The 23482-nt window shown below is 68.7% G+C and carries 23 protein-coding genes; 10 read left to right on the forward strand and 13 right to left on the reverse strand.

Annotated elements, in window-relative coordinates:
• Positions 1 to 2: 2 nt before the first annotated feature.
• Both AC3IF1_RS09225 and AC3IF1_RS09230 read right to left on the reverse strand, forming a co-directional pair.
• A complete protein-coding gene (locus tag AC3IF1_RS09225; protein ID WP_489217296.1) occupies positions 3 to 1226 on the reverse strand; it encodes a serine hydrolase domain-containing protein in 1224 nt (407 codons plus the stop codon).
• A gap of 97 nt (positions 1227 to 1323) precedes the next feature.
• A complete protein-coding gene (locus AC3IF1_RS09230; protein ID WP_489217297.1) occupies positions 1324 to 1833 on the reverse strand; it encodes a DUF427 domain-containing protein in 510 nt (169 codons plus the stop codon).
• Positions 1834 to 1947: 114 nt separating this feature from the next.
• Between AC3IF1_RS09230 and otsB the strand changes: the two genes are divergently transcribed.
• The 5 genes from otsB (at position 1948) to AC3IF1_RS09255 (ending at position 4988) form a co-directional block, all read left to right on the forward strand.
• Positions 1948 to 2691 carry a trehalose-phosphatase gene (gene otsB, locus AC3IF1_RS09235; protein ID WP_489217298.1) on the forward strand — a complete coding sequence of 248 codons (744 nt, stop codon included), beginning with the start codon at positions 1948 to 1950 and terminating at the stop codon, positions 2689 to 2691.
• A 96-nt stretch (positions 2692 to 2787) separates the two neighbouring features.
• Positions 2788 to 3081, forward strand: a complete 294-nt coding sequence (locus AC3IF1_RS09240) for a DUF4260 family protein (protein WP_489217299.1) — start codon at positions 2788 to 2790, stop codon at positions 3079 to 3081.
• A gap of 207 nt (positions 3082 to 3288) precedes the next feature.
• A complete protein-coding gene (locus AC3IF1_RS09245; RefSeq protein ID WP_489217300.1) occupies positions 3289 to 4296 on the forward strand; it encodes a glucokinase in 1008 nt (335 codons plus the stop codon).
• Positions 4297 to 4362: 66 nt separating this feature from the next.
• Positions 4363 to 4605, forward strand: coding sequence for a type II toxin-antitoxin system Phd/YefM family antitoxin (locus tag AC3IF1_RS09250; protein WP_489217301.1), 243 nt, complete (start codon positions 4363 to 4365; stop codon positions 4603 to 4605).
• Positions 4602 to 4988 carry a type II toxin-antitoxin system VapC family toxin gene (locus tag AC3IF1_RS09255; RefSeq protein WP_489217302.1) on the forward strand — a complete coding sequence of 129 codons (387 nt, stop codon included), beginning with the start codon at positions 4602 to 4604 and terminating at the stop codon, positions 4986 to 4988. The genes AC3IF1_RS09250 and AC3IF1_RS09255 overlap by 4 nt, the downstream gene beginning before the upstream one ends.
• 81 nt (positions 4989 to 5069) lie before the next feature.
• On the opposite strand, the gene AC3IF1_RS09260 is transcribed toward AC3IF1_RS09255, so the two are convergent.
• The gene (locus AC3IF1_RS09260; RefSeq protein ID WP_489217303.1) at positions 5070 to 6542 is read right to left on the reverse strand and encodes an MFS transporter; all 1473 of its coding nucleotides are present in this window, start codon (positions 6540 to 6542) and stop codon (positions 5070 to 5072) included.
• Positions 6543 to 6700: 158 nt separating this feature from the next.
• On the opposite strand from AC3IF1_RS09260, the gene AC3IF1_RS09265 reads away from it, so the two are divergent.
• The 3 genes from AC3IF1_RS09265 to AC3IF1_RS09275 all read left to right on the forward strand — a co-directional run bounded on the left by AC3IF1_RS09265 (position 6701) and on the right by AC3IF1_RS09275 (position 9107).
• Positions 6701 to 6991 carry a hypothetical protein gene (locus AC3IF1_RS09265; RefSeq protein ID WP_489217304.1) on the forward strand — a complete coding sequence of 97 codons (291 nt, stop codon included), beginning with the start codon at positions 6701 to 6703 and terminating at the stop codon, positions 6989 to 6991.
• A gap of 107 nt (positions 6992 to 7098) precedes the next feature.
• Positions 7099 to 8040: a 2-hydroxyacid dehydrogenase gene (locus AC3IF1_RS09270; RefSeq protein ID WP_489217305.1), complete on the forward strand. Its 942-nt coding sequence runs from the start codon at positions 7099 to 7101 to the stop codon at positions 8038 to 8040.
• A 218-nt stretch (positions 8041 to 8258) separates the two neighbouring features.
• Positions 8259 to 9107: an oxidoreductase gene (locus tag AC3IF1_RS09275; protein WP_489217306.1), complete on the forward strand. Its 849-nt coding sequence runs from the start codon at positions 8259 to 8261 to the stop codon at positions 9105 to 9107.
• A 51-nt stretch (positions 9108 to 9158) separates the two neighbouring features.
• Here the strand turns inward: AC3IF1_RS09275 and AC3IF1_RS09280 are convergent, their stop codons facing one another.
• The 10 genes from AC3IF1_RS09280 to urtA form a co-directional block, all read right to left on the reverse strand.
• Positions 9159 to 9728 (reverse strand): ClpP family protease, encoded by a 570-nt coding sequence (locus AC3IF1_RS09280; RefSeq protein ID WP_489217307.1) that lies wholly within the window; start codon positions 9726 to 9728, stop codon positions 9159 to 9161.
• 57 nt (positions 9729 to 9785) lie between these two features.
• Positions 9786 to 10841, reverse strand: a complete 1056-nt coding sequence (locus AC3IF1_RS09285; RefSeq protein ID WP_489217308.1) for an aliphatic amidase — start codon at positions 10839 to 10841, stop codon at positions 9786 to 9788.
• 213 nt (positions 10842 to 11054) lie between these two features.
• Positions 11055 to 11372, reverse strand: a complete 318-nt coding sequence (locus tag AC3IF1_RS09290) for an FmdB family zinc ribbon protein (RefSeq protein WP_489217309.1) — start codon at positions 11370 to 11372, stop codon at positions 11055 to 11057.
• A gap of 98 nt (positions 11373 to 11470) precedes the next feature.
• Positions 11471 to 12700, reverse strand: coding sequence for a formamidase (gene fmdA / locus AC3IF1_RS09295; protein WP_489217310.1), 1230 nt, complete (start codon positions 12698 to 12700; stop codon positions 11471 to 11473).
• 62 nt (positions 12701 to 12762) lie between these two features.
• Positions 12763 to 13782 carry an alpha/beta fold hydrolase gene (locus AC3IF1_RS09300; RefSeq protein ID WP_489217311.1) on the reverse strand — a complete coding sequence of 340 codons (1020 nt, stop codon included), beginning with the start codon at positions 13780 to 13782 and terminating at the stop codon, positions 12763 to 12765.
• A 10-nt stretch (positions 13783 to 13792) separates the two neighbouring features.
• Positions 13793 to 14554: an urea ABC transporter ATP-binding subunit UrtE gene (urtE, locus tag AC3IF1_RS09305; protein ID WP_489217312.1), complete on the reverse strand. Its 762-nt coding sequence runs from the start codon at positions 14552 to 14554 to the stop codon at positions 13793 to 13795.
• 2 nt (positions 14555 to 14556) lie between these two features.
• Entirely contained in the window at positions 14557 to 15342 is a 786-nt protein-coding gene (gene urtD, locus AC3IF1_RS09310; RefSeq protein ID WP_243966584.1) for an urea ABC transporter ATP-binding protein UrtD, read from the reverse strand.
• Between the two features lie 7 nt (positions 15343 to 15349).
• Positions 15350 to 16522: an urea ABC transporter permease subunit UrtC gene (gene urtC / locus AC3IF1_RS09315; RefSeq protein ID WP_243966583.1), complete on the reverse strand. Its 1173-nt coding sequence runs from the start codon at positions 16520 to 16522 to the stop codon at positions 15350 to 15352.
• A gap of 10 nt (positions 16523 to 16532) precedes the next feature.
• Positions 16533 to 17459 (reverse strand): urea ABC transporter permease subunit UrtB, encoded by a 927-nt coding sequence (gene urtB / locus AC3IF1_RS09320; protein WP_243966582.1) that lies wholly within the window; start codon positions 17457 to 17459, stop codon positions 16533 to 16535.
• 238 nt (positions 17460 to 17697) lie between these two features.
• The gene (gene urtA, locus AC3IF1_RS09325; RefSeq protein WP_243969332.1) at positions 17698 to 18966 is read right to left on the reverse strand and encodes an urea ABC transporter substrate-binding protein; all 1269 of its coding nucleotides are present in this window, start codon (positions 18964 to 18966) and stop codon (positions 17698 to 17700) included.
• A gap of 233 nt (positions 18967 to 19199) precedes the next feature.
• Between urtA and AC3IF1_RS09330 the strand changes: the two genes are divergently transcribed.
• The gene (locus AC3IF1_RS09330; protein WP_489217313.1) at positions 19200 to 22568 is read left to right on the forward strand and encodes an ATP-binding protein; all 3369 of its coding nucleotides are present in this window, start codon (positions 19200 to 19202) and stop codon (positions 22566 to 22568) included.
• Positions 22561 to 23478 carry a response regulator gene (locus tag AC3IF1_RS09335; RefSeq protein WP_489217314.1) on the forward strand — a complete coding sequence of 306 codons (918 nt, stop codon included), beginning with the start codon at positions 22561 to 22563 and terminating at the stop codon, positions 23476 to 23478. The genes AC3IF1_RS09330 and AC3IF1_RS09335 overlap by 8 nt, the downstream gene beginning before the upstream one ends.
• Positions 23479 to 23482: the final 4 nt, after the last annotated feature.

Genomic DNA, 23482 nt, shown 5'->3' on the forward strand with positions numbered 1-23482 from the left:
GCTCACGCCTCCAGGGCCGCGTAGGTCAGGACGCGCAGCTCGCGCCGGATCGGCAAGGCCGAGGAGGGCACGAGCTGCGTCATCAACACGACCGACAGATCCTCGGCGGGGTCGATCCAGAACGCCGTCGAGGCCATGCCGCCCCAGGCAACCTCGCCCCGCGTGCCGAGGATCTGGGCTCGGGCCGGGTCGAGCATCACCGAGAAGCCGAGACCGAAGCCGATCCCGGTATAGGAGGTCTCGGCGAAGCGCGGCGTGCCCATCGCGGCGAGATCGCCCGGCAGGTGATTGTCCAGCATCAGATCGACGGTCTTCCGGCCGAGCAGCCGGGTGCCGTCGAGGCTGCCGCGGTCGAGGATCATCCGGCAGAAGCGGTGATAGTCGGCCGCGGTCGAGACGAGGCCGCCGCCGCCCGAGGCGATGCTGGGCGGCTGGGCGAAGGCCGTCTCGACGGAATCGTCGAACAGGTTGAGCCGGCGTGCGCGGTCGTACACATAGGCCGCGCAGAAGCGTGGCATCCGCTCGGGCGCGACGTGGAAATCGGTGTCTACCATGCCGAGGGGGCCGATCACGTGGTCGCGCAGATAGTCTGCGAAGGGCCGGCCGCTCAGAGCGGCCACGTACTGGCCGAGCACGTCGGTGGCGACGCTGTAGTTCCAGGCGGTGCCCGGCTGGGCGAGCAGCGGCAGTCGCGCCACCCGGGCGGTCATCTCGGCGAGCGTGCCCTCCCGGGCCAGGAAGTCGATCTTGTGCTCGCGGTACTGGGCGTCCACCAGCGTCGCCTCCATGAACCCGTAGGTCAGGCCGGCGGTGTGGGTGAGCAGGTCGCGCACGGTGATCGGCCGGCGCGCCGGTTCGGTCTCGAGCTTGGCCCGGTTTCCGCCTACGGCGACGCGCATCTCCGCAAACTCGGGCAGCACCCGGGCGACCGGATCGTCGAGCTGAAACAGACCCTGCTCGTAGAGCTGCATCACCGCCACCGAGGTGAGCGGCTTGGTCATCGAGTAGATCCGCGCCACCGTGTCGAGGGTGAACGGAGTTCCCCGGGCGAGATCGGCCTGGCCGCAGGCCCGCGCGAAGGCGATCCGGCCCCGCCGCGCCACCGTCACCGACAGGCCGGCGAGCCGCCCATCGGCGACGAGCGCGTCCATCCAGGGCTCGATCCGGCCTAGGGCCGCGGGATCGAAGCCGGCCGCCTTCGGATCGGTTTCGGTCAGCGCATTCATGGCGTCTCCTCACATTCCCGCTTCCGGATGTAGCGCCTCGTCGCGGAGGTGGCCTCCACCGTCTGGAACGAAGCGCGGACCGCGGCGGGCAACGTCCTCACCAGCCCATCGAGCCCGGACCACCCTTGAACGGGCCGACGATGCCGGGCGTGATCCAGCCGCCGTAGAACGTGCCGGGCTGCGGCGTGACCCGATTGGCCCCGACGAAGCAGGCGTCCATCGGCCCAGCATAGAACGCGACGTAACCCGCGAGCGCGCGGAAATCCGGTGTCGGATCGGGATAGGTCCAGGCGGCCCCGGGGGCGGTGTGATCGCCGCTGTGCACGTCGAACAGCATGGCCCGCCCCTTCCATTCGCAGATTCCGCCGTGCCGCGCATTCCCGAGCGTACCGGCCACGATGTCACCCGGCGGCAGATAATAGGTCGGCGGATGGGAGGTCTCCAGGACCCGGAATCCCGCCTCCGTCTCGGCGATCACGGCGCCGCCGAGAATCACGCGCAACCGCTGCGCCACCGGCTCCAGCCGCGGCGGACGCGGGTAGGCCCAGACGCTCTCCTCGCCCGGCCCGGTCGGATCCGGTGCGGGTCGTGCCGAAGGCCATGTCATGCGGATCTCCGTGTCGAGCGCCGATTCGATCATATAGGGCGGTGCGGGCACCGTTTGTCGGGCGGCCGCCCCGTGCTAGCGCGTGTCCGAGATTCGGGCCCGGGACCGCAAGCGATGGACATCGCCCTCTTCCTCGACTTCGACGGCACCCTCGCCGAGATCGCCCCGCGTCCCGATGCGGTGGTGGTCGAGCCCGGTCTCGTGGCGACCCTGGAGCGGCTGCGCGGGCGCCTCGGGGGCGCGCTGGCGATCGTGACCGGCCGCCCGGTCTCGGTGATCGACGGGTTCCTGGCGCCGTCGCGCCTCGACGCCGCCGGGCTGCACGGGGTCGAGCGCCGTCTCGGGGGCGCCGTCACCGGCGGGCGGGCGGAGGACCATCCGGATCTGCGCCGGCAGGTCGCGCGGCTTCAGGCGGAGAGCGCGACGCTGGCCGACGTCCTGATCGAGGACAAGGGCGCCTCCGTGGCGGTCCACTGGCGGCTCGCGAGCCCAGACGATGCGGAGCGGGCAGAGGCGCTGGTCAAGGCGGCGGCGGAGGGGCTCGGCGGCGCCTACCGGCTGCAACTCGGCAAGGCGGTCGGCGAGATCGTCCCGGCGCAGGCCACCAAGGCCCACGCGATCCGCGCCTTCATGGCGGAGGCCCCCTATGCCGGGCGAACACCCGTCTTCTTCGGGGACGACCGCACGGACGAGATCGCCTTCGCGTCAGTCAATGCGGATGGCGGCATCGCCGTCCGGGTCGGCGATGGCGACACGGTCGCGGGCCGGCGCCTGCCCGACCCGGCCGCGGTCCGCGCGCTGCTTCAGGACTGGGCCGAGCGGGGCGCCGTCGACTTGACGGCCCTGCCGCCGGCCTGAGGGGATGAGCCGGCGCGTGAGGCCAATGCGAACCGGGATGCCGTCCGGCCTGCTCGGGGCGCCCTTCGATGGGGGTTCGGGATGTCGGACGGAGCCGTGAGCAATGGGCCGCGGACGATCTTGCGGATCGAGGGCGCCGCCCTGCTCGCCTGTGCCACAGCGGCCTATGCCTGGCTTGGGCAGCCCTGGTGGCTGTTCGCCGCCCTGCTGTTTGCTCCGGATCTGAGCCTGCTGGGATACGCCCTCGGCCCCGCCCGCGGTGCCGTTCTCTATAACGTCCTCCATACGGAGACGCCCTCGCTGATCGGCCTGTGCCTGGCGGTCTCCCTTGGCCAGCCGCTTTTCGCAGGGCTGACCCTGATCTGGCTCGCCCATATTGGGCTTGATTGAATGCTCGGCTACGGCCTCAAATACGCGAGCGGTTTCGGCAATACGCATCTCGGTGCCATCGGCCGGGGGCGTGCGGCGGATGAACCGCCGAAGCCGCCGTCAGGCACGCGTCATGCCGGGGACGGCTTTCAGAGCCCTTGATCCAACGTGCCCGCTGCCGGACCAATGTCCAGTCCGCGGCGGGCGCTCCAGCAGAGGCACCTTGCGATGTTCGAGTTTCCGGTCCTTGTGGGCGACATCGGCGGCACGAATGCACGCTTCGGTCTCATCGAGTCACGCGGGGCGCTCCCCCGCCTCCTCTCGCATGAGGCGACCGCCGACCACCCCCATCCGTCGCGCGCCATCCAGGCATCCCTGGCCAAGGGCGGCGATCGGGCGCCGCCGCCGCGTTCGGCCATTCTGGCGATTGCCGGCCGGATCGATGGGCCGGAGATTCAACTGACCAACGCGCACTGGAAGATCGCCGGCCAGCGCATCGCCGAGGATTTCGGCCTCTCCGCCGCTGTGGTGGTCAACGATTACGTGCCGGTGGCGGCCGGGGCCGCGGAGATCGAGCCGCACGACCTCACGCCGGTGGGCCCCTGTCCGCCCGCCTCGGGGGGCGCCCGCGTCGTGCTCGGGCCCGGCACCGGTTTCGGCGCCGCCGCCCTGGTGCCGTATTCCGCCCATCTCGCCATCGTGTCCACCGAGGCCGGCCACACCGATTTCGGCCCCTCCGACGCGTTCGAGGAGCAGGTCTGGCATGCCCTGGAGCGGGTCGAGGACCGGATCACCGTGGAATCGATCCTGTCGGGGCCGGGCCTGTCACGGCTGCACGCGGCGGTGGCGCATGTCCGGACCGGCCAGCCGCACGAGAAGCTCGATCCCGCGGCGGTGACCGAGGCGGGTCTCAACGCCTCCGACCCCCATGCGGCCGAGACGCTCGAGCTGTTCGGCCGCCTGCTCGGCCGTATCTGCGGCGACCTCGCGCTCACCTTCCTGGCGACCAGCGGCGTCTATATCGGCGGCGGCATCGCCCCCCGGATCGTGAAGGTGCTGCAGGAGAGCGGGTTCCGCGAGGCCTTCGAACGGAAGGCGCCCTTCGCCGGGATGATGCGCCAGATCCCGACCAGCGTCATCACCGTCCACGATCCCGCCTTCCGCGGCCTCGCGGCACTGGCCAACGAGGGCGCGAAATTCGTCTACCACGGGCAGGTGTGGCGGAAGGATGGTTGAGGGTTTACGATCGTGGGATGTCGCCGCGCGGCGCAGCAGGATCTGTCGGGGACTGGGACCGGATTGATGCGGACGGTCAATCTGAAGGACGCTGAGACGAACCTGTCGCGCCTAGTCGAACAGGCGGCATCGGGCGAGCCGTTCATCATCGCGAAGGATGGCAAACCGTTGGTTCGTGTCGTCCCGTTCGATGCGCCGGCATCTGCCGATACGTCCCGGATCGGATTCTTGGCCGGATGCCTCTGCATTCCGGACGATTTCGATCGCGTGGGTGGCGAAGAGATCGCGGCGGCGTTCGAAGGCCGGTGAGACATCTTCTCGATACGCATATCCTTCTTTGGGCCGCGGCAGGGTCCGACCGTCTGACCGCTGCCGCACGACTTCTCATCGACGATCGTGCGAATACGCTCTTGTTCAGTGCGGCGAGCCTCTGGGAAATCGCCATCAAGAGCGGGTTGGGCCGCAAAGATTTCCAAGTCGATGCGAAGAGCCTGCGGAAAGGCCTGCTCGCCAATGGCTATATCGAGCTTCCGGTAACGGGAGCTCACGCGACGGCAGTTGCCAGCCTTCCGCCCATCCACCGAGACCCGTTCGATCGGCTTTTGCTCACACAGGCTCGGTTGGAGGGACTGGAATTCGTGACGGCCGACCGGCTCATTGCGCGATATGACGGTCCGATCCGTTTGATTTGACTGAATGTCCTTCACCCGCCCTCTCGGCCAAATCCCGATGTATTCCACTCAACGAGAGTTGGCCGAAGGCCGGTTCTCCGCTCACGCCGCCGCCAGCGGCTTCGACACGTCCTCCAGCGACTTGCCCTCCGCGGCCGTGCCCCAGATCCCGCCGACCACGGCGGCGACCAGCATCAGCACCGCGCCGATCCCGTAGCCGAACAGCACCCAGTCCCGCGAGCCGGTCTCGACCAGGCTGCCGAACAGGAGCGGGCCGGACACGCCGCCGATGCCGGTGCCGACCGCATAGAAGGCCGCGATGGCGAGCGCCCGGATCTCCAGGGGGAAGGTCTCGGAGACGGTCAGGTAGGCCGAACTCGCCGCTGCCGAGGCGAAGAAGAACACCACCATCCAGGCCGCGGTCTGCCCCACCGGCCCGACCACGTCGAGCCGGAACAGCACGCCGACGGCCACCAGCAGCACCGCCGAGATGCCATAGGTGAAGGCGATCATCTGGCGCCGGCCGATCGTGTCGAACAGCCGACCGAGCAGCAGCGGGCCCAGGAAGGATCCCAGCGCGAAGGGCAGCAGATACCAGCCGACGCTGTTGCCCGGCACGGCGTAGAACCGCTCCAGCACCAGCGCGTAGGTGAAGAACAGGGCGTTGTAGAAGAACGCCTGCGCGACCATCAGGGCGAGGCCGACCATGGTGGCAAGCCGGTTGGTGACGAACAGGGCACGGAACACCTCCGACAAGGGGGTGTGGTCGCGGGTGCGGACCTTCATCCGCTTGCTCTTGTCCACCGGCGGCAGGGTGACGCCCTCGTCGGTGAAGCGCTTCTCGATGCCGGTGACGACCCGGTCAGCCTCCGCGGCGTAGCCGTGCGTGGCGAGCCAGCGCGGGCTCTCGGGGATCCAGGTGCGCAGCAGCAGGATGACGAGGCCGATGGCGCCGCCGGTGAAGAAGGCGACGCGCCAGCCCCAGGCCGGATCGATCACCTCGGGCTTTAGCAGCACGATCGACATGAACGAGCCGAGCGCGGCACCGATCCAGAACGAGCCGTTGATGACCAGGTTGGTCCAGCCGCGGACCCGGGCCGGGACCAGCTCCTGAATGGTCGAGTTGATCGCCGTGTATTCGCCGCCGATGCCCGCACCGGTGAAGAAGCGGAAGACGCAGAAGCTCGCGACGCTCCAGGACAGGCCCGTGGCCGCGGTCGCGATCAGGTAGAGGGCGAGCGTGATGAAGAACAGCTTCTTGCGGCCGATCCGGTCGGTGAGCCAGCCGAAGCCGAGCGCCCCGGTCACCGCGCCGACGAGGTAGCAGGAGGCCGCGAGCCCGACATCGAACTCCGAGAACGACATCGGCGGCTTGCGCAGGGCGCCGACCAGGGAGCCGGCCAGCGTCACCTCGAGGCCGTCGAGCACCCAGGTGATGCCGAGCGCCACGATGACCAGCACGTGGAAGCGGCCCCAGGGCAGCCTGTCCAGTCGTGCCGAGATGTCGGTATCGATCACGCCGCCGATCTCGGCTCGCTCCGGCGTTCCGGCACGCCCTTCCACCTTGCTCGCCATGCGCGCGTATTCCCCCTGTCCTGTCGTTTACCCTGCCTGGACAGCGCGCATTTACCGCGACCGCAGGCAGGTGTTGGCAACGACTTGGGAAACGATTCGGTTCGATCCCGTCTTCATCCGCGGGGCGCAGAACCGAGGGGTCCACGCGGTGCCCCATCATGTTCCTCCGCCAAGCCCGATCCCGTCGCCAGTCTCCGATCCGCCTCGCCGTCGCCACCGCGATGACGCTGGCGGGGCTCGCCACCGTCCCGACGCAGGGTGCGGACGGCCACCTCGAACGACCCAAGCCCCGCGTCCAGATGCCGGCCGCCGAGCGCTGGCGTCTGCGGCCCGCCCAACCGGTCGGGCCCGGCACGACCGGCAGCATCGGCAGGCGCGTCGAGACCCCGATCCCACCGGATCGCCGGGCGGTCCGCCTCGTCTACCCGGCGCTGAACGAGGTCCGCTGAGGCCGCCGCGCGGCGATCCGGCGGTTTGGCGTTTCCGGTCGGCTCGGGCACAGCCCCTGCTTGGCGCCTCGCGAATGGCGTGGTCGGGGCCGGTACGGAGTTCACGGATGGCGGAGGCAGTCGCCCTCATCGGGTGCAAGGGCCTGGCGCAGGAGTCGGAATACCGGCAGATCCTGGCGGCCGCGATGCCGGAGGAGCGGCTCGTCCCGTTCCGGGCGATGGACGCCGGGGAGCGTGCGGCGGCGCGGGTCGCCATCGTGGCCAACCCCGATCCGGCCGAGGTCGCGGCGCTTCCTGGCCTCGTCTGGGTGCAGAGCCTCTGGGCCGGCGTCGAGAAGCTCGTCGGCGCCTTCGACCGGCCGCTGCCGATCGTCCGGCTCGTCGACCGGGAGATGGCCCGCACCATGGCCGAGGCGGTGCTGGCCTGGACCTACTATCTCCAGCGCGACATGCCGGCCTACGCCCGCCAGCAGCGCGAGCGGGTCTGGCGCCCGCACGCCTACCGCAAACCGGTCGACGTCACGGTCGGCCTGCTCGGTCTGGGCGCGCTCGGTTCCGAGGCGGCGGCGCGGCTGCTCGATGCCGGTTTCCCTGTCGTCGGCTGGAGCCGTTCGCCGAAGGCGGTCGCTCGTGTCGAGACCTACCATGGCGCCGACGGCCTCCCGGCGATGCTGGGCCGGTGCGATATCCTCGTCTGCCTCGTGCCGCTGACCACCGAGACGCGCGGCCTCGTCAACGCCGCGCGCCTGGCCGCACTGAAGCCCGGGGCCGCGCTGATCAATTTCGCCCGCGGGCCGATCGTCGTGACCGCCGACCTGATCGCGGCCCTCGACGGCGGCCGTCTGGCGCATGCGGTGCTCGACGTGTTCGATGTCGAGCCGCTGCCGGCGGACTCCGCCCTCTGGTCCCATCCGGGCGTGACGGTCCTCCCGCACGTCTCCGGTCCGACCGACATGGCCTCGGCCGCCGCCACGGTGGCCGCCAACCTGCGGAGTTATCGGAAGACCGGGGCGCCGCCGCACGGAGTCGATGCCGCGCGGGGCTATTAGGACTGCGCCATCGCGGGTTCCGTCGACCTGGCGCGCAGCCGCGACCCGCGGGCGAACGTGATCGCCGCGAACCCGGCCGCGGATACGGTGCGGATCGGCCGCGTTACAGGGTGGGGACACGCCTTCCGGGCGGCTCGGGCGTTGCGCAGACGGCGCGGATCGCCCGCCCGAGCCGGCCGCGACTCCTTGACCACGCAATGCCGATCACGGGACCCACCATGACGCAGAACACCAATCCGGTTTGGTTCATCACCGGCTGCTCCACCGGCTTCGGCCGGGACCTCGCCAAACTCGTGATCGCCCGGGGCTGGCGCGCCGTCGTCACCGCCCGCGACCAGGCCAAGGTCGCCGACCTCGCCCAGGGTGTCGAGGCGCGCGTGCTGGCCCTGTCCCTCGACGTCACGGCGCCGGGCCAGATCGCCGAAGCCCTGCGCGCCGCCACGGAAACCTTCGGCCGGATCGACGTGCTCGTGAACAATGCCGGCTACGGCTACCAATCCTCCATCGAGGAGGGTGAAGAGGATAAGATCCGCGCGCAGTTCGACGCCAACGTCTTCGGGCTGTTCGCCCTGACCCGGGCGGTGCTGCCGGTGATGCGGGCGCAGCGTTCCGGCCGCATCCTCAACGTCACCTCGGTTGCCGGTTTCGTGGGCTTTCCGGGCTCCGGCTACTATGCCGCCACGAAGCACGCCGTGGAGGGGTTCTCCGACGCCCTCGCGGCCGAGACGGGGCCGCTGGGGATCCACGTCACCTGCATCGAGCCGGGGCCGTTCCGGACCGACTGGGCCGGCCGCTCCCTGGTGCAGACGCCGAGCACCATCGCCGACTACGCCGAGACCGCGGGCGCGCGCCTCAAGGCCACGTCCGAGAAGAGCGGCACGCAGGCCGGCGATCCGGTACGGGCCGGCGAGGCGATGATCCGGGTGACCGAGATCGACAACCCGCCCCGCCACCTCGTGCTCGGCGCGTGGGGGTTCGAGGCGGTCACGAACTGGCTGCGGCAGAGCCTCGCCGAGATCGAGGCGTGGCGCGAGACCAGCCTGAGCGCGGATTACCCGCAGGGGTGATCCTGGCGGCCGTGCGCCGTCCGCGGTCGCGTCGCTCGCGATGGGGGACGTTCAGATCACGGCCTCGATCAAACCCCGAGACCGTGCCTCCTCGGCCTCGAGGTACCAATTGGCCGGCGCCTTCTGAAGTACCTCATCCAGGGTCACGTCCGAGCCCTGGATGAGGTTCGAGAACCCTTCGTTCTGGATCACGATCGAGCACTCGATCTCGTGCAGGGTCGCCTTCACGGCGGCGACGCAGGTGGTGAGCGGCCCCTGCACGTGGAGTTCCTTGTTCATCTTGCGCTCGTGGATCATCAGCCGCGTGCCCCGGGTCAGGTAGCGGTTCGGACGCGCGAAAAAGCTCATGAAGGTGGTGCCGGCCGAGTAGATCGCGGCCTTGCCGAGGAAGACGAACCGGCGATCGGGGTTCATCTCGGAGTGGTAGCGGATGTCCTCGCCCATCATCCGGGCGACCTCCGGGTCGCCGCCCAGGGTCGAGAGCTCGATCACGACGATCTCACGATCGTCCGCAGCGCCGAACTGGCGGCGGAAGTCCTTGTACATGTCGTAGTCGACCGGGCCCGACAGCAGCACCGCGGGGCTGCGGAACGCGGTCGGGGCGAGGGGTGTCGTGTCCATGGCGATCCCGGGGTTGCAGCGGCCCGGTCCCGCGGACGGGATCGGGCCGGGTGGATGTTAGCGGACCGGGTCCGGCGCACCCTCGCCCTTGCCGACGAAGGGGATGCCCTCGATCGGGCATTCCTCGGTACCGACGCCCTGGCGGGTGATGGCCCGGACCGCGTCCCGGGTCCCGTCGGGATCCTCGATCCAGCGCCGGTAGAACTCGTAGGGGCATTCCGACATCCCGTGCCGGTTCTCCTTCGAGTTGATCATGCCGGTATAGCCCCGGTGCAGCAGCTTGAAGAGGTGGTTCTCCGATTGCCCGTGGGCGCGGAAGTCCCGGATCAGGAACTTCGACAGGGCCGCGTACTGGATGCCCATCTCCTCCTCACCGCACTCGCCGAGCGTGCGGCCGTCGAAGCCGATGATCGCCGAGTGGCCGAAATAGGTGTAGACGCCGTCGAACCCGGCGGCATTCGAGACCGCCACATAGACATTGTTGGCGAAGGCCATCGCCTTCGAGATGACGACCTGCTGCTCCTTGGCCGGATACATGTAGCCCTGGCAGCGGATGATCAGCTCGGCCCCGCGCATGGCGCAGTCGCGCCAGATCTCCGGGTAGTTGCCGTCGTCGCAGATGATCAGGCTGATCTTCAGCCCTTTCGGGCCGTCCGACACGTAGGTGCGGTCGCCCGGATACCAGCCCTCGATCGGGGTCCAGGGCATGATCTTGCGGTACTTCTGCACGATCTCGCCCTGGTCGTTCATCAGGATCAGGGTGTTGTAGGGCGCCTTGTTGGGGTGCTCCTCGTGGCGCTCGCCGGTCAGCGAGAACACGCCCCAGACCTTGGCCTCCCGGCAGGCGGCGGCGAAGACCTCGGTCTCCGCGCCCGGGACCGTCGAGGCGGTCTCATACATCTCGGCGGCATCGTACATGATGCCGTGGGTCGAGTATTCGGGGAAGATCACGAGATCGAGCCCGGGCAGGCCGCTCTTCATGCCGACGATCATCTTGCCGATCGCCTTGGCGTTCTCCAGCACCTCGGCGCGGGTGTGGAGGCGCGGCATCTTGTAGTTCACGACGGCGACGCCGACGCTGTCCTGACTGGACGAGATGTCTCCGTGCATCATGGCGTGGGTTCCTCCGATGTTTGTTGCGCAGTGACCCTCCCCCCTCTGCGGGGGAGGGTGCCCCGCGGATGCGGGGCGGGAGAGGGGCAGCGCGACGCTGCAGGATGTCGGGCACGGCGCGCGTTGTCCGGATGCGGCGCTCCCCTCTCCCGACCCTCGCGGACGCGAGGGTCACCCTCCCCCGCAGAGGGGGGAGGGCTGTTAGCGTCCCGGTCAGTGACTGATCATCCAGGGCCGCGCTGACGGAAAGCTCTTGGCGGCGGCCGGCGCCGCGGCCGTCTTCTTCGGCGCGCAGCAGCCGCAGCCGGCCCCGTGGCTGCCCGAGCGTCGCGGCGCATGGCGGCTGCGCTCGTTGGTGGCGTGGGCGGCCTTGAGCCCGGCATCCATCCCGGAAATGCGCGGGGCGGTGAGGAAGGCCCGTTGGCTGGCCTTCCCGCAATCCGGGCAGGCATGCGGATCCTTGAATTCCGCCATCGGCCGCATGGCGGTGAACGGCCCGCAGGCCGCGCAGGCGTATTCGTAGACGGGCATGGCGTGCTTTCCGAATTGAACGGCGCGTGATCAGGTTGAGCGCGGGTCCCCCCTCCCGCACGGGAGAGGGGCAGGTCGCCTCCGTGACCGGCGGCAGATTACAGATCCGGCGAGAGCGGCATCTGGATCGAGCCATCCAAGAATTTGGTCGGTCCGTCGGCGCCGGGGTTGATGTCGAACTCGAAGATCTTGGTCGGAATCCACAGCGTCGCGCAGGCGTTCGGGATGTCGACCACGCCCGAGATGTGGCCCTGGACCGGTGCCGTGCCGAGGATCGAGTAGGCCTGCGCCCCCGAATAGCCGAACTTCTTCAGGTACTCGATCGCGTTGAGGCAGGCCTGCCGGTAGGCGATGTGCACGTCGAGGTAATGCTGGCCGCCGTGCTCGTCGACCGAGATGCCCTCGAAGATCAGGTGGTCGTCGAATTTCGGCGTGATCGGCGACGGCTTGAAGATCGGGTTCTTGATCCCGTACTTGGCCATCCCGCCCTTGATCAGCTCGACCTTCAGGTGGACCCACCCGGCCATCTCGATAGCGCCGCAGAAGGTGATCTCGCCGTCGCCCTGGCTGAAGTGCAGGTCGCCCATGGAGAGGCCGGCGCCGGGGACGTAGACCGGGAAGTAGATCTTCGAGCCGCGCGACAGGTCCTTGATGTCGCAATTGCCGCCGTGCTCCCGGGGCGGGACCGTGCGGGCGCCGGTGGCGGCGGCCTTGTCCTTCGCCTCGCCGGTGAGCCGGCCCATATGGGCGGTCGGGCCGAAGGGGAGGGTGGCCAGCGCCGGCACGCGCTCCGGATTGGTGTCGTAGAGCGCCTTCTCGCGGGTGTTCCAGGTCTCCAGCATCTTCGGATCGGGCAGGCAGCCGATCAGGCCGGGATGGATCAGGCCGGGGAAGCGCACGCCCGGCACGTGGCGCGACTTGGTGAACATCCCCTCGAAATCCCAGATCGACTTCTGGGCCTGCGGGAAGTGCTCGTCGAGGAAGCCGCCGCCGTTCTTCTTCGAGAAGAAGCCGTTGAAGCCCCACTGGCTCTCCGGCTTGGCGCCGATATCGAGGAGATCGACCACCAGCAGGTCGCCGGGCTCGGCGCCCTCGACGCCGATCGGGCCGGACAGGAAGTGGACGATCGACAGGTCGATATCGCGGACGTCGTCGGCGGAATCGTTGTTCTTGATGAAGCCGCCGGTCCAGTCGTAGGTCTCGACGATGAAGTCCGCGCCCGGCTTCACGGTGGCGACCATCGGGATGTCCGGGTGCCAGCGGTTGTGCACCATGTCGTTGTCGTAGGCCGATTGCGTCAGATCGACCTTGATCAGCGTCTCGGGCATGTTCTGTCTCCAGCTCCCTAGAACCTTGGGGCGGACCCCATCCGCGCGCCGTTGCGCGAACCTCACCCGCTCGCGAGCAGCTCTTTTAGCGCGTCGTCGAGGACCTTGATGTCGTCCGGGCTGGTGCCGGGGCCGCCCGCGAAATGGCCCCACCACGTGTCGATCACGCGCAGCTCGGCGTTCGGCATGGCGGCCGCCTCGATGGCGTTGTCCTCGGGCGGGAAATACAGGTCCGTGGAGGCGGGCATCAGGATCGCCTTCGCGCGGATCGCGCCGAGGGCGGCCTTGAAGTCGCCCTGGAAGGTGTCGTTGGCGCTGATGTCGCCGTGCTGCCACGTCCACAGCATAGCGAGCAGGTTGTTGGCGTCGCGCGCGTAGAACAGCCCTTCCCAGAAGCCGATCAGGAAGTCCTCCAGCGAGGCGTAGCCCATGTGGGTGATGTCGGCCTCGAGCCGGTAGAAGGTCTGCGATAGGCCCCACCCGGCATAGACCCGGCCGAAGGCGCGCAGGCCACGGGTCGGCGGGCTCGTGTACCAGCCCTCGGCCCAGGCGGCGTCGGCCTGCAGCGCCGCCTTGGCGCCCTCCAGGAAGACGTAATTGTGCCGCGAGCACTTGGCCGAGCCCTGAAACGGCAGGATCTTTGGCACCATGTCCGGGTACATCGCCGCCCAGTGGTAGGTCTGGAGCGCCCCCATCGACCAGCCGGTGACGAGGACCAGCTTTTCGATGCCGAAATGCTCGGCGACGAGGCGGTGCTGGGCGCGGACGTTGTCGTAGGCGGTGACGTTGGGGAAGCGCGGCCCGTTCCAGGGCGCGGGGGTGTTGCTCGGCGAGGACGAGAGCCCGTTGCCGAACATGTTCGGGATGATGATGAAGTACTTGTCCGGATCGAGCGCCTTGCCGGGGCCGATCAGCCACTCGTTCTCGGTGTGCTGACCCGAATACCAGGTCGGGTAGACGATGGCGTTGTCTTTGGCCGGGCTCAGCGTCCCGAAGGTCTTGTAGGCGAGCTTGGCCGCACGCAGCGTCTTGCCGCACTGGAGCACGAAGTCGCCGAGTTCGAAGATCTCGTAATCGGCCATGCGGGCGCCCCTAGACCGACAGGAACCGGGCGACGGCCGCCTCGTCGATGCCCGCGCGCGGGGCCTCGTGGACGATGGCGCCGTTCTCCATGACGATCACCCGGTCGGCGACGTCGAGGGCGAAGCTCAGGACCTGCTCGGAGACGACGATGGAGAGGCCGCGCTGGTCCCGGATCTTCTTGAGGGTCCGGCCCATCTCGCGGATGATCGAGGGCTGGATGCCTTCCGTGGGTTCGTCCAGCAGCAGCACCTTCGGGCGGCTCGCGAGAGCCCGGGCGATGGCGAGCTGCTGCTGCTGCCCGCCGGAGAGGTTGCCGCCGCGCCGTCCCTTCATCTCCAGCAGGACCGGGAACATGTCGTAGAGGTCCTGCGGGACTTTGCGGGTGCCGGTCACCGTCAGCCCGGTCTCGATGTTCTCCTGGACCGTCATGGTGGAAAAAATCATCCGGCCCTGCGGCACGTAGGCGAGGCCCCTGGCGACCCGGGCATGGCTCTTGAGGGCGGCGACATCCGTGCCCTCGACCTGGATCGCGCCGGACTTGACGGGCACGAGGCCCATCAGGGTCTTCATGAGCGTGGTCTTGCCCATGCCGTTGCGGCCCATCACGGCGACGATCTCGCCGGGCGCCACCGAAAAGGTCAGCCCGTGCAGGACCTCGCTCTGGCCGTAGGCGGCGTGCAGATCCTCGACGGCGAGCGCCGGCGTCGCGGCCGGGATAGTGGCAATCGGAGGCGCCTGGACGAGGGGCGCGGTGGTCTGGAGCGAGCCCATCGTCAATGTCCCAAATACACTTCGATGACCTTCGGGTCGTTCTTGACCCGCTCCATCGACCCTTCGGAAAGCACCTTGCCCTGATGCAGGACCGTCACACGGTGGGCGATGTCCTCGACGAACTTCATGTCGTGCTCGATCACCAGCACCGAGCGGCCCTTGATGATCTGGTTGAGGAGTTCGGCGGTCTTGATCCGCTCGCCGACGCTCATCCCGGCCACCGGCTCGTCGAGCATCAGGAGTTCCGGGTCCTGAATCAGCAGCATGCCGATCTCCAGCCACTGCTTCTGGCCGTGGCTCAGGAACTCGGCCCGCTCCTTCAGCTGATCCTTCAAGAAGATCGTCTCGGCGATGGCGTGGATGCGGTCGCGGACTTCCGCATCCCGCTTGAATGTCAGGGCGCCGAACACCGAGCGGCCCCGGGGGAACGAGATCTCCAGGTTCTCGAACACCGTGAGGTCGTCGTAGATCGACGGCGTCTGGAACTTGCGGCCGACCCCGGCCTGGACGATCGCGCTCTCGGAGAGCTTGGTCAGCTCCTGGCCCTTGTACTTGATCGAGCCGGCGCTGGCCTTCGTGCGCCCGCAGATCAGGTCGAGCACCGTGGTCTTGCCGGCGCCGTTCGGGCCGATGATCACCCGGATCTCATCGGGTTCGACGTAGAACGACACGTCGTTGACCGCCTTGAACCCGTCGAACGAGACCGTCAGCGCCTCGACGGCGAGGAGGTGATCGGGCGGGGCCGCCTCGGCGCCGACCACGGGGGAGGAGAGGATCGCGGCGTTCATGATGTCCTCACTCGGCCGGAGCGCCGTGGGGCGGGGCGACGGCGGACGGCGGGGCCCGCAGCCCCTTCACCCGGCGGGTCAGGCGGGGCTCGATGTGCTCGCGCCAGATGCCGGCGAGACCGTTCGGGAAGGCGAGGACCACGGCGATGAACAGGGCGCCGAGGCCGAACAGCCAGAGATCCGGAAAACTCTCGGAGAAGCTGGTCTTGGCCCAATTGACGAGCAGCGTGCCCCAGACCGCGCCGAACAGCGACAGACGCCCGCCGACGGCGGCGTAGATCACCATCTCGATCGACGGCACGATGCCCACGAAGGAGGGCGACATGAACCCGACCTGGAGGGTGAACATCGCCCCGCCGATGGCCGCGAAGGCCGCCGCCAAGCAGAAGGCGAAGACCTTGAAGCCCGCCACCGAGTAGCCGGAGAAGCGGACTCGGTCCTCCTTGTCGCGCATCGCGACCAGGATGCGGCCGAGCTTCGACTTCTTCACGTATTGCGCCGCCAGGATGCAGGCGAGCAGCAGGCCGCCGTTGACGAAGTACAGGATCACCTTGGCGTGGTCGGTGCGGATATCCCAGCCGTGGAGGGTGCGCAGGTCGGTGATGCCGTTGATGCCGCCGGTATAGCCCTGCTGGCCGACGATCAGGATCGTCAGGATCGCGGCGATCGCCTGGGTGATGATGGCGAAGTAGGTGCCGCCGACCCGGCGCTTGAACATCGCGTAGGAGATCAGCATCGCGAACAGGACCGGGACCGCCACCACCAGGATCAGGGTCAGCGGCAGGCTCTTGAACGGCTGCCAGAACCAGGGGATCGCCGTGATCTGGTTCCAGTCCATGAAGTCCGGGATGCCCGGCGTCGACTGGATTTTTGTGTTGGCGACGCTCGAAGCCTCCAGCTTCAAGTACATCGCCATGCAGTAGCCGCCCAATCCGAAGAAGACACCCTGGCCCAGCGACAGGATGCCGGCGTAGCCCCAGCAGATCACCAGCCCGAGGGCCACGAAGGCGTAGGTCAGGTACTTGCCGACCAGGTTGAGGCGGAACCCGTCGAGCGCCAGGGGCAGGACCACGAGGATCACCCCGGCCAGGAGGAGGAGGCTCAGCCACTCCACCGGCTTCATGAACGGGTTGTCGTTGACGGTGACCGATTTGGTCAGGGTCTGGACCGGATTGGTCATCGGAAAATCCTCAGCGCCGGACCTTGAGGGTGAAGAGGCCCTGCGGCCGCAGCATCAGGATGCCGACCACCGCGAGCAGGGTGATCACCTTGGCCATCGAGCCGGAGAGGAAGAATTCCAGGGTCGACTGCGTCTGGGAGATCGAGAAGGCCGACGCGATGGTGCCGAGCAGGCTCGCGGCGCCGCCGAACACGACGATCAGGAAGGTGTCGACGATGTAGAGCTGGCCCGAGGTTGGCCCGGTGGAGCCGATCATCGTGAAGGCCGAGCCGGCGATCCCCGCGATGCCGCAGCCGAGGCCGAAGGTGTAGCGGTCGACCTTCTCGGTATCGATGCCGACCGCCCCCGCCATGGCGCGGTTCGACATCACGGCCCGGACCTGCTGGCCGAAGCGCGAGCGGTAAATCAGGAGCGCGACGCTCACGGTGATCAGGATGGTTACCGCCATGACGAACAGGCCGTTGATCGGGATCTCGATCGTGTCGGTGACCTGCACCGAGCCGATCAGCCAGGACGGCAGCTCGACGCCGACCTCGCGGGCGCCGAAGATCGACCGGTAGGCCTGCTGCAGGATCAGCGACAGGCCCCAGGTGGCGAGCAGCGTGTCGAGCGGGCGCTTGTATAGGAACCGGATCAGGCTCCACTCGACCAGCATCCCGAGTGCCCCGGAGGCGAGGAAGGCGAGGCCCATCGCCACGAAAAAGTAGATCGGGAACAGCGCCGGCAGGTAGGACTGGAAGAAGGTCGAGCAGAGATAGGTGACGTAGGCCCCGAGGATCATGAACTCCCCGTGGGCCATGTTGATCACGCCCATCTGGCCGAAGATGATCGCGAGCCCAAGCGCCATCAGCAGGTAGACGGAGAACAGGATCAGGCCGGCGAAGCCCTGCATGGCGAAGATCGCGCCGAGGTCGCCGAGGGAATAGTCGCCGAGCATGGTTTCGGTCTCCGGCGCTTGGGAATGCCTGACTGAAGCCCGGAGCGCTCTCCCTCCCCCCTCTGCGGGGGAGGGTGGCCCCTGCGTCAGCAGGGGTCGGGAGAGGGGAACCCGGCTTCCGGAAGAAGCTGCGTGTGTGGTGAGGGGCAGTGCGTCATCCTGCACCGTCGCTCCCCTCTCCCGACCCCCTTCGGGGGCCACCCTCCCCCGCAGAGGGGGGAGGGGAGAATCGGCGAGGCTACTGATAGCCCTTCGGGAACGGATCCGGCTTGATCAGCTCGGGGCTGGTGTAGACAATCTCGAACTGGCCATCCGGCTTGGCCTTGCCGACCCGGGTCTTTGACCAGAGGTGATGGTTCTCGTCGATCCTGACGTAGCCCTCGGGCGCGCCCTTGAACTCGAGCCCCGGCGAGGCCGCCACGACCTTGTCGACGTCGAAGGAGCCGGCCTTCTCGCAGGCCATCTTCCACAGGAACGGCCCGAGATAGGCCGCCTGGGTCACGTCACCGATCACCGTTTTCTCGCCCCACATCTTCTTGAAGGCGGCGACGAAGGCCTTGTTGTTGTCGTTCTCGATCGACTGGAAGTACTTCATGCACGCATAGGCGCCGGCGATGTTCTCGCCGCCGATGCCGTCGATCTCGTCCTCGGTCACCGAGATCGTCATCAGCACCTGCTTGGACAGGTCGATGCCGGCCGCCTTGAGCTGCTTGTAGAACGCCACGTTCGAGCCGCCGACCACGTCCGCGAAGATCACCTTCGGCTTGGTCAGCTTGATCTTGTTGATCACCGAGTTGAATTGGGTGTGGCCGAGCGGGAAGTATTCCTCGCCGACGACCTTACCCTTGAGCACGTTCTCGACGTGCTTGCGGGCGATCTTGTTTGAGGTGCGCGGCCAGATGTAGTCCGAGCCGATGAAGTAGAAGCTGTCGCCGCCCTTCTCCTTGTGGACCCAGTCGAGGCCGGCGAGGATCTGCTGCGTGGCCTCCTGACCAGTGTAGAAGACGTTCTTCGACTGCTCCAGGCCCTCGTAGAAGGTCGGGTAGTACAGGAGCCCGTTATACTGCTCGAACACCGGCAGCACCGCCTTACGCGAGGCCGAGGTCCAGCAGCCCATCACGGCGGCGCAATGGTCGTTGACCAGGAGCTTCTTGGCCTTCTCGGCGAAGGTCGGCCAATCGGAGGCGCCGTCTTCCTGGATGATCTTGATCTTGCGGCCGAGGACGCCGCCGGCGTCGTTGATCTGCTGGATCGCGAGTTTTTCCGCTTCCTGCGCGCCCGTCTCCGAGATCGCCATCGTGCCGGTGATGGAGTGCAGGATGCCGACCGTCACCTCGGTGTCGGTCACCGCGAGGCCGGTGGTGTTGACCGCGGAGGTCGGGGCCGCCGCCCAGGCGCCCCGGGGCATCAGCGCCAGCGCCGGTGCGCCGGCCAGGCCCATGAGCAGCCTGCGCCGCAACGGGGAACGCAAGCCTTGATCCGCGCCGGTGTCGGTGTCGTCTGCCATCTGCCTGACCCTGTTCGCGTCCGGGGCCTTGAGAGGCGGCCGCGGATCGACGGGTGCAGGCTAGGACCTCGGTTGCGCTGCGGCCTATACGCTGTTTTGCGTATGGCCCTTTTCTTGCATAAAGCGCATGATCGCGACGCAGGATTCCGACGGGTGCGTTTCAAGGGTACGAGGGGGAGCGCGGGGTTTCCCCGGACGCTCGTTTTCTCGCGCGCGTGCGTGATCGCGGTGCGATGAACGGGCCGCAACGCATCATCCCGATCCGCCGGGACTACAACCGCTTCGTCGCCGACGAGACGCTGGAGGATTACGCCCTCCGGTTCACCGCCAAGAAGGCGCGGCGCTGGTCCGGCTTCGAGGTGGCGCAGACGGCGCTGGGATCGGTCTCGTTCCTGGCGCTGGAGGCGATCGGCGGGACGCTCGCCCTCACGGCGGGCTTCCCCAACACCCTGGCGGCGGTCCTCGTCGTCGGCCTGATCATCTTCGCAACGGCGACGCCGATCACCGTCTATGCCGCCCGCCACGGGGTCGACATGGATCTCCTGACCCGCGGGGCGGGGTTCGGCTATCTCGGCTCCACCGTCACGTCCCTGATCTACGCGAGCTTCACGTTCCTGTTCTTCGCCATCGAGGCGGCGATCATGGCGCTGGCGCTGCAGCTCTGCTTCGGGCTGCCGCTGGGGATCGGCTATCTCCTCTGCGCGGGGACGGTGATCCCGCTCGTGGTCTACGGCATCCGCCTGATCAGCCGCTTCCAGATCTGGACGCAGCCGCTCTGGATCGCCCTGAGCCTGCTGCCCCTGGCCTTCGTGGCGGGGCAGGGGGCGGAGCCGCTGCGCGCCCTCGTCCACTTCCCGGGCCTCGACGGCGGCGCCGGTCTCGACCTCGCCCGGTTCGGGCTCGCGACGGGCGTCCTGCTGGCGCTGCTCGCCCAGGTCGGCGAGCAGGTCGACTTCCTGCGCTTCGTGCCGGAACCCAACGGCCCGCGCGATCACCGGTGGTGGCTCCCGGTGCTGGCCGGGGGCGCCGGCTGGATCCTGCCCGGGATGCTCAAGATCCTGCTCGGCGCCGCGCTCGCGATCCTGGTGCTCGGCCACGGCGTGCCGCCCGAACACGCGGCCGAACCGACCCGCATGTACGCGGTGGCTTTCGGCTACCTGACCGGGGAGAGCAGCCGGGCGACCCTGCTGATCACCGGCCTCTTCGTGGTGGTCTCGCAACTCAAGATCAACCTGACCAACGCCTATGCCGGCTCGATCGCGTGGTCGAACTTCTTCTCCCGGCTGACGCACAGCCACCCCGGCCGGGTCGTGTGGCTGGTCTTCAATGTCGCCATCGCGCTGCTGCTGATGGAACTTGGCATCGACAAGACGATCGCGAGCACGCTGCCCCTCTACGCCTCGGTGGTCTCGGCCTGGGTCGGTGCGCTCGCCGCCGACCTCGCGGTCAACAAGCCCCTCGGGCTCTCGCCGCCCGGCATCGAGTTCAAGCGCGCCCATCTCTACGCGGTGAATCCCGTCGGGACCGGCGCGATGGTGCTGGCGCTCGCCGGCGGCGGCTTCGCCTATACCGGGCTGCTCGGTCCCGGCCTTCAGCCCTTCGCGCCGCTCCTGACCCTGGTGATCGCGTTCTGCGCCGCCCCCGCGATCGCCTGGGCGACGGCGGGGCGCTGGTATCTCGCCCGCGCTCCGAAGACCGACTGGCCGACCGCGGAGGTGGTCTGCCGGGTCTGCGAACTCCCCTTCGAGGCGGAGGACATGGCCCATTGCCCGGCCTACGACGCGCCGATCTGCTCGCTCTGCTGCTCGCTGGACGCCCGCTGCGGCGACCTGTGCAAGCCGCACGGCCGGCTGGAAGCGCAGGCGCAGGCGGCGGTCGCGCGGATCCTCCCGGGCCGCACCGCCGCCTGGATCGGCGCGCCGCTCGGCCGCTACCTGGCGGTGATGCTGACGCTGTGCGCGGTGATCGGCCTGATCCTCGGGATCGTGCATGCCGGGGCGACCATCGCGCATCCGGAGCACAGCGCGTTCCTGCGCGGTGCGCTCACCAGCGTGTTCTTCACCCTCACAGTGATCCTCGGCGTCGTAGCATGGCTGTTCGTCCTCGCCCACGAGAGCCGCCGCGTCGCCCAGGCCGAGACGATGCGCCAGACCGCGCTCTACCAGGCGGAGATCGCCGCCCATAAGGTCACCGATGCCAAGCTGCAGGAGGCCAAGGAGCGGGCGGAGGCGGCCAACCAGGCCAAGAGCCGCTACGTGATCGGGATCAGCCACGAGTTGCGCACGCCGCTCTCCACCGTGCTCGGCTACGCGCAGCTCCTCGAATCCGATCCGGCAATCCCGGCCCACCGCCTCAACGCCATCCGGGTGATCCGACGCAGCGGCCAGCACCTGTCCGGGCTGATCGACGGCCTGCTCGACATCTCGCGCATGGAGGCCGGCCGCCTCCAGATCCACCGGGACGAGGTCCGGCTGTCCGATTTCCTCGACCAGCTGGTCGACATGGTCCGGCTCCAGGCGCGGGAGGCGGGGCTGGAGTTCCGCTTCTCGCGGCCCGAGATCCTGCCGGCGGTGGTCGCCACCGACGAGAAGCGGCTGCGGCAGGTGCTGCTCAACCTGCTGTCGAACGCCATCAAGTTCACGGAGGCCGGCACGGTCTCGCTGGACCTCAGCTACCGGAGCCAGATCGCGGCGTTCACGATCCGCGACACCGGGCCCGGCATCCCGGAGGCGGATCGCGCGCGGATCTTCGAGCCCTTCGAACGGGGCTCCACGCCGGCGGCCCGCAGCACGCCCGGCACGGGGCTGGGGCTGACCATCGCCAACCTGCTGGCGCAGCTCCTCGGCGGCGAGATCACCGTGGCGTCGGCGCCCGGGGGCGGCACGCAGGCCCGACTGCGGCTGATGCTGTCTTCGGTGGCCGAGCCCGCGCCCATCGTCCTGCCGGCCCCCGCGCAGACGCCGGAACGGGCCTATGTGGGTGCCCGGCGCACCGTCCTGGTGGCCGACGACGATACCGCCCACCGCGCCCTGATGCGGGCGATCCTGGAGCCGCACGGGATCCTCGTGATCGAGGCGGGCTCGGGACCGGACTGCCTTGCGGCCGTGGCCGAGGGCGGGATCGACCTGATCCTGCTCGACATCGCCATGCCGGGAATGAGCGGCTGGGCCGCCGCGGCGGCCCTGCGGGCGGAGGGGCATACCGGTCCGATCGCCATGATGTCGGCCAACGTCCACGAGATCAGCCCGGTGCGGGGCGACGATGCCCCCCACGACGCGATCTTCGCAAAACCCTTCGATCTGCGCGACGTGCTGGAGCGGATCGGAAAGCTCCTGCACCTCGAATGGACCGATCCGGCGCCGCTCCCGCCTGCCCGCGTCCCGGCGCTCGCGGAGATCGGTCATCCCGGCCCGGAACATGTCGGCGAATTGCTGCGCCTCGGGCGGATCGGCCATATCCGGGCCATCGAGGCCAAGCTCGACCGCATGGAGGCGGATACGTCGGTACCCCCGGCCTTCGTGGAGCAGATGCGCGGGCTGGTGGAGGGCTATGACCTGCGCCGCTACCTCTCGGTGCTGCAGGGGCTCGCCCGCAATGGCTGACGCCCCGACCCCACGGCCGCACCGGGACGTGGTCCTGGTGGTCGACGATTCCCCCGACACCTTGAGCTTTCTCACCGAGGCGATCGAGCGCTCCGGCGCCACCGTCTTGGTGGCGGTGGGCGGCGACCTCGCCCTGGCGCTGGTGGACGAGATCACCCCCGACGTGATCCTCCTCGACGCCGTGATGCCCGGCATGGACGGGTTCGAGACCTGCCGCCGGCTCAAGGCCAAGCCGCAGCTCGCCGGCGTGCCGGTGATCTTCATGACGGGCCTGAGCGAGACCGAGCACATCGTGAAGGGTCTCTCTGCCGGCGGGATCGACTACGTCACCAAGCCCATCGCCCCCGACGAGATCCTGGCCCGGATCCGCGTCCATCTGGCCAGCGCCCGCGCTGCGCAGAGCGCGCGAGCGGCCCTCGACACGGCGGGGCGGACCCTGTTCGCCGTCGCGGAGGACGGGACCGTGCTGTGGTCGACGCCGCAGGCCGGTCGACTGCTGGCCGGGCTCGGCGCCGAGCCGTCCGACGTCTTCGCCCTGCCGCCGCGGGCCCGGGAATGGCTGCGGGGCTGCCTCGCCGGTGCGACCGGCACCCTGTCGCTGACCGACCGGGACGGGGTCGCCTACGCCCTCAGCTTCATCGGCCGCACGCCGGACGAGATTCTGCTGCGCCTGTCGCGCGAGGCGCAGGCGGCGGGGGTCGAGCGGCTGCGGGCGCGCCTGCCCGTCACGGGCCGGGAGGCGGAGGTCCTCCTCTGGCTCTCGCGCGGCAAGTCGAGCCGCGACATCGGCGAGATCCTCGGATTGAGCCATCGGACCGTCACCAAGCATCTCGAAGGCATCTACGCCAAGCTCGGCGTGGAGAACCGCACCGCGGCCTCGATCATCGCGGCGCGCCATCTTCAGGATTGAGTCG

The organism is Methylobacterium sp. E-012 (assembly GCF_057836545.1).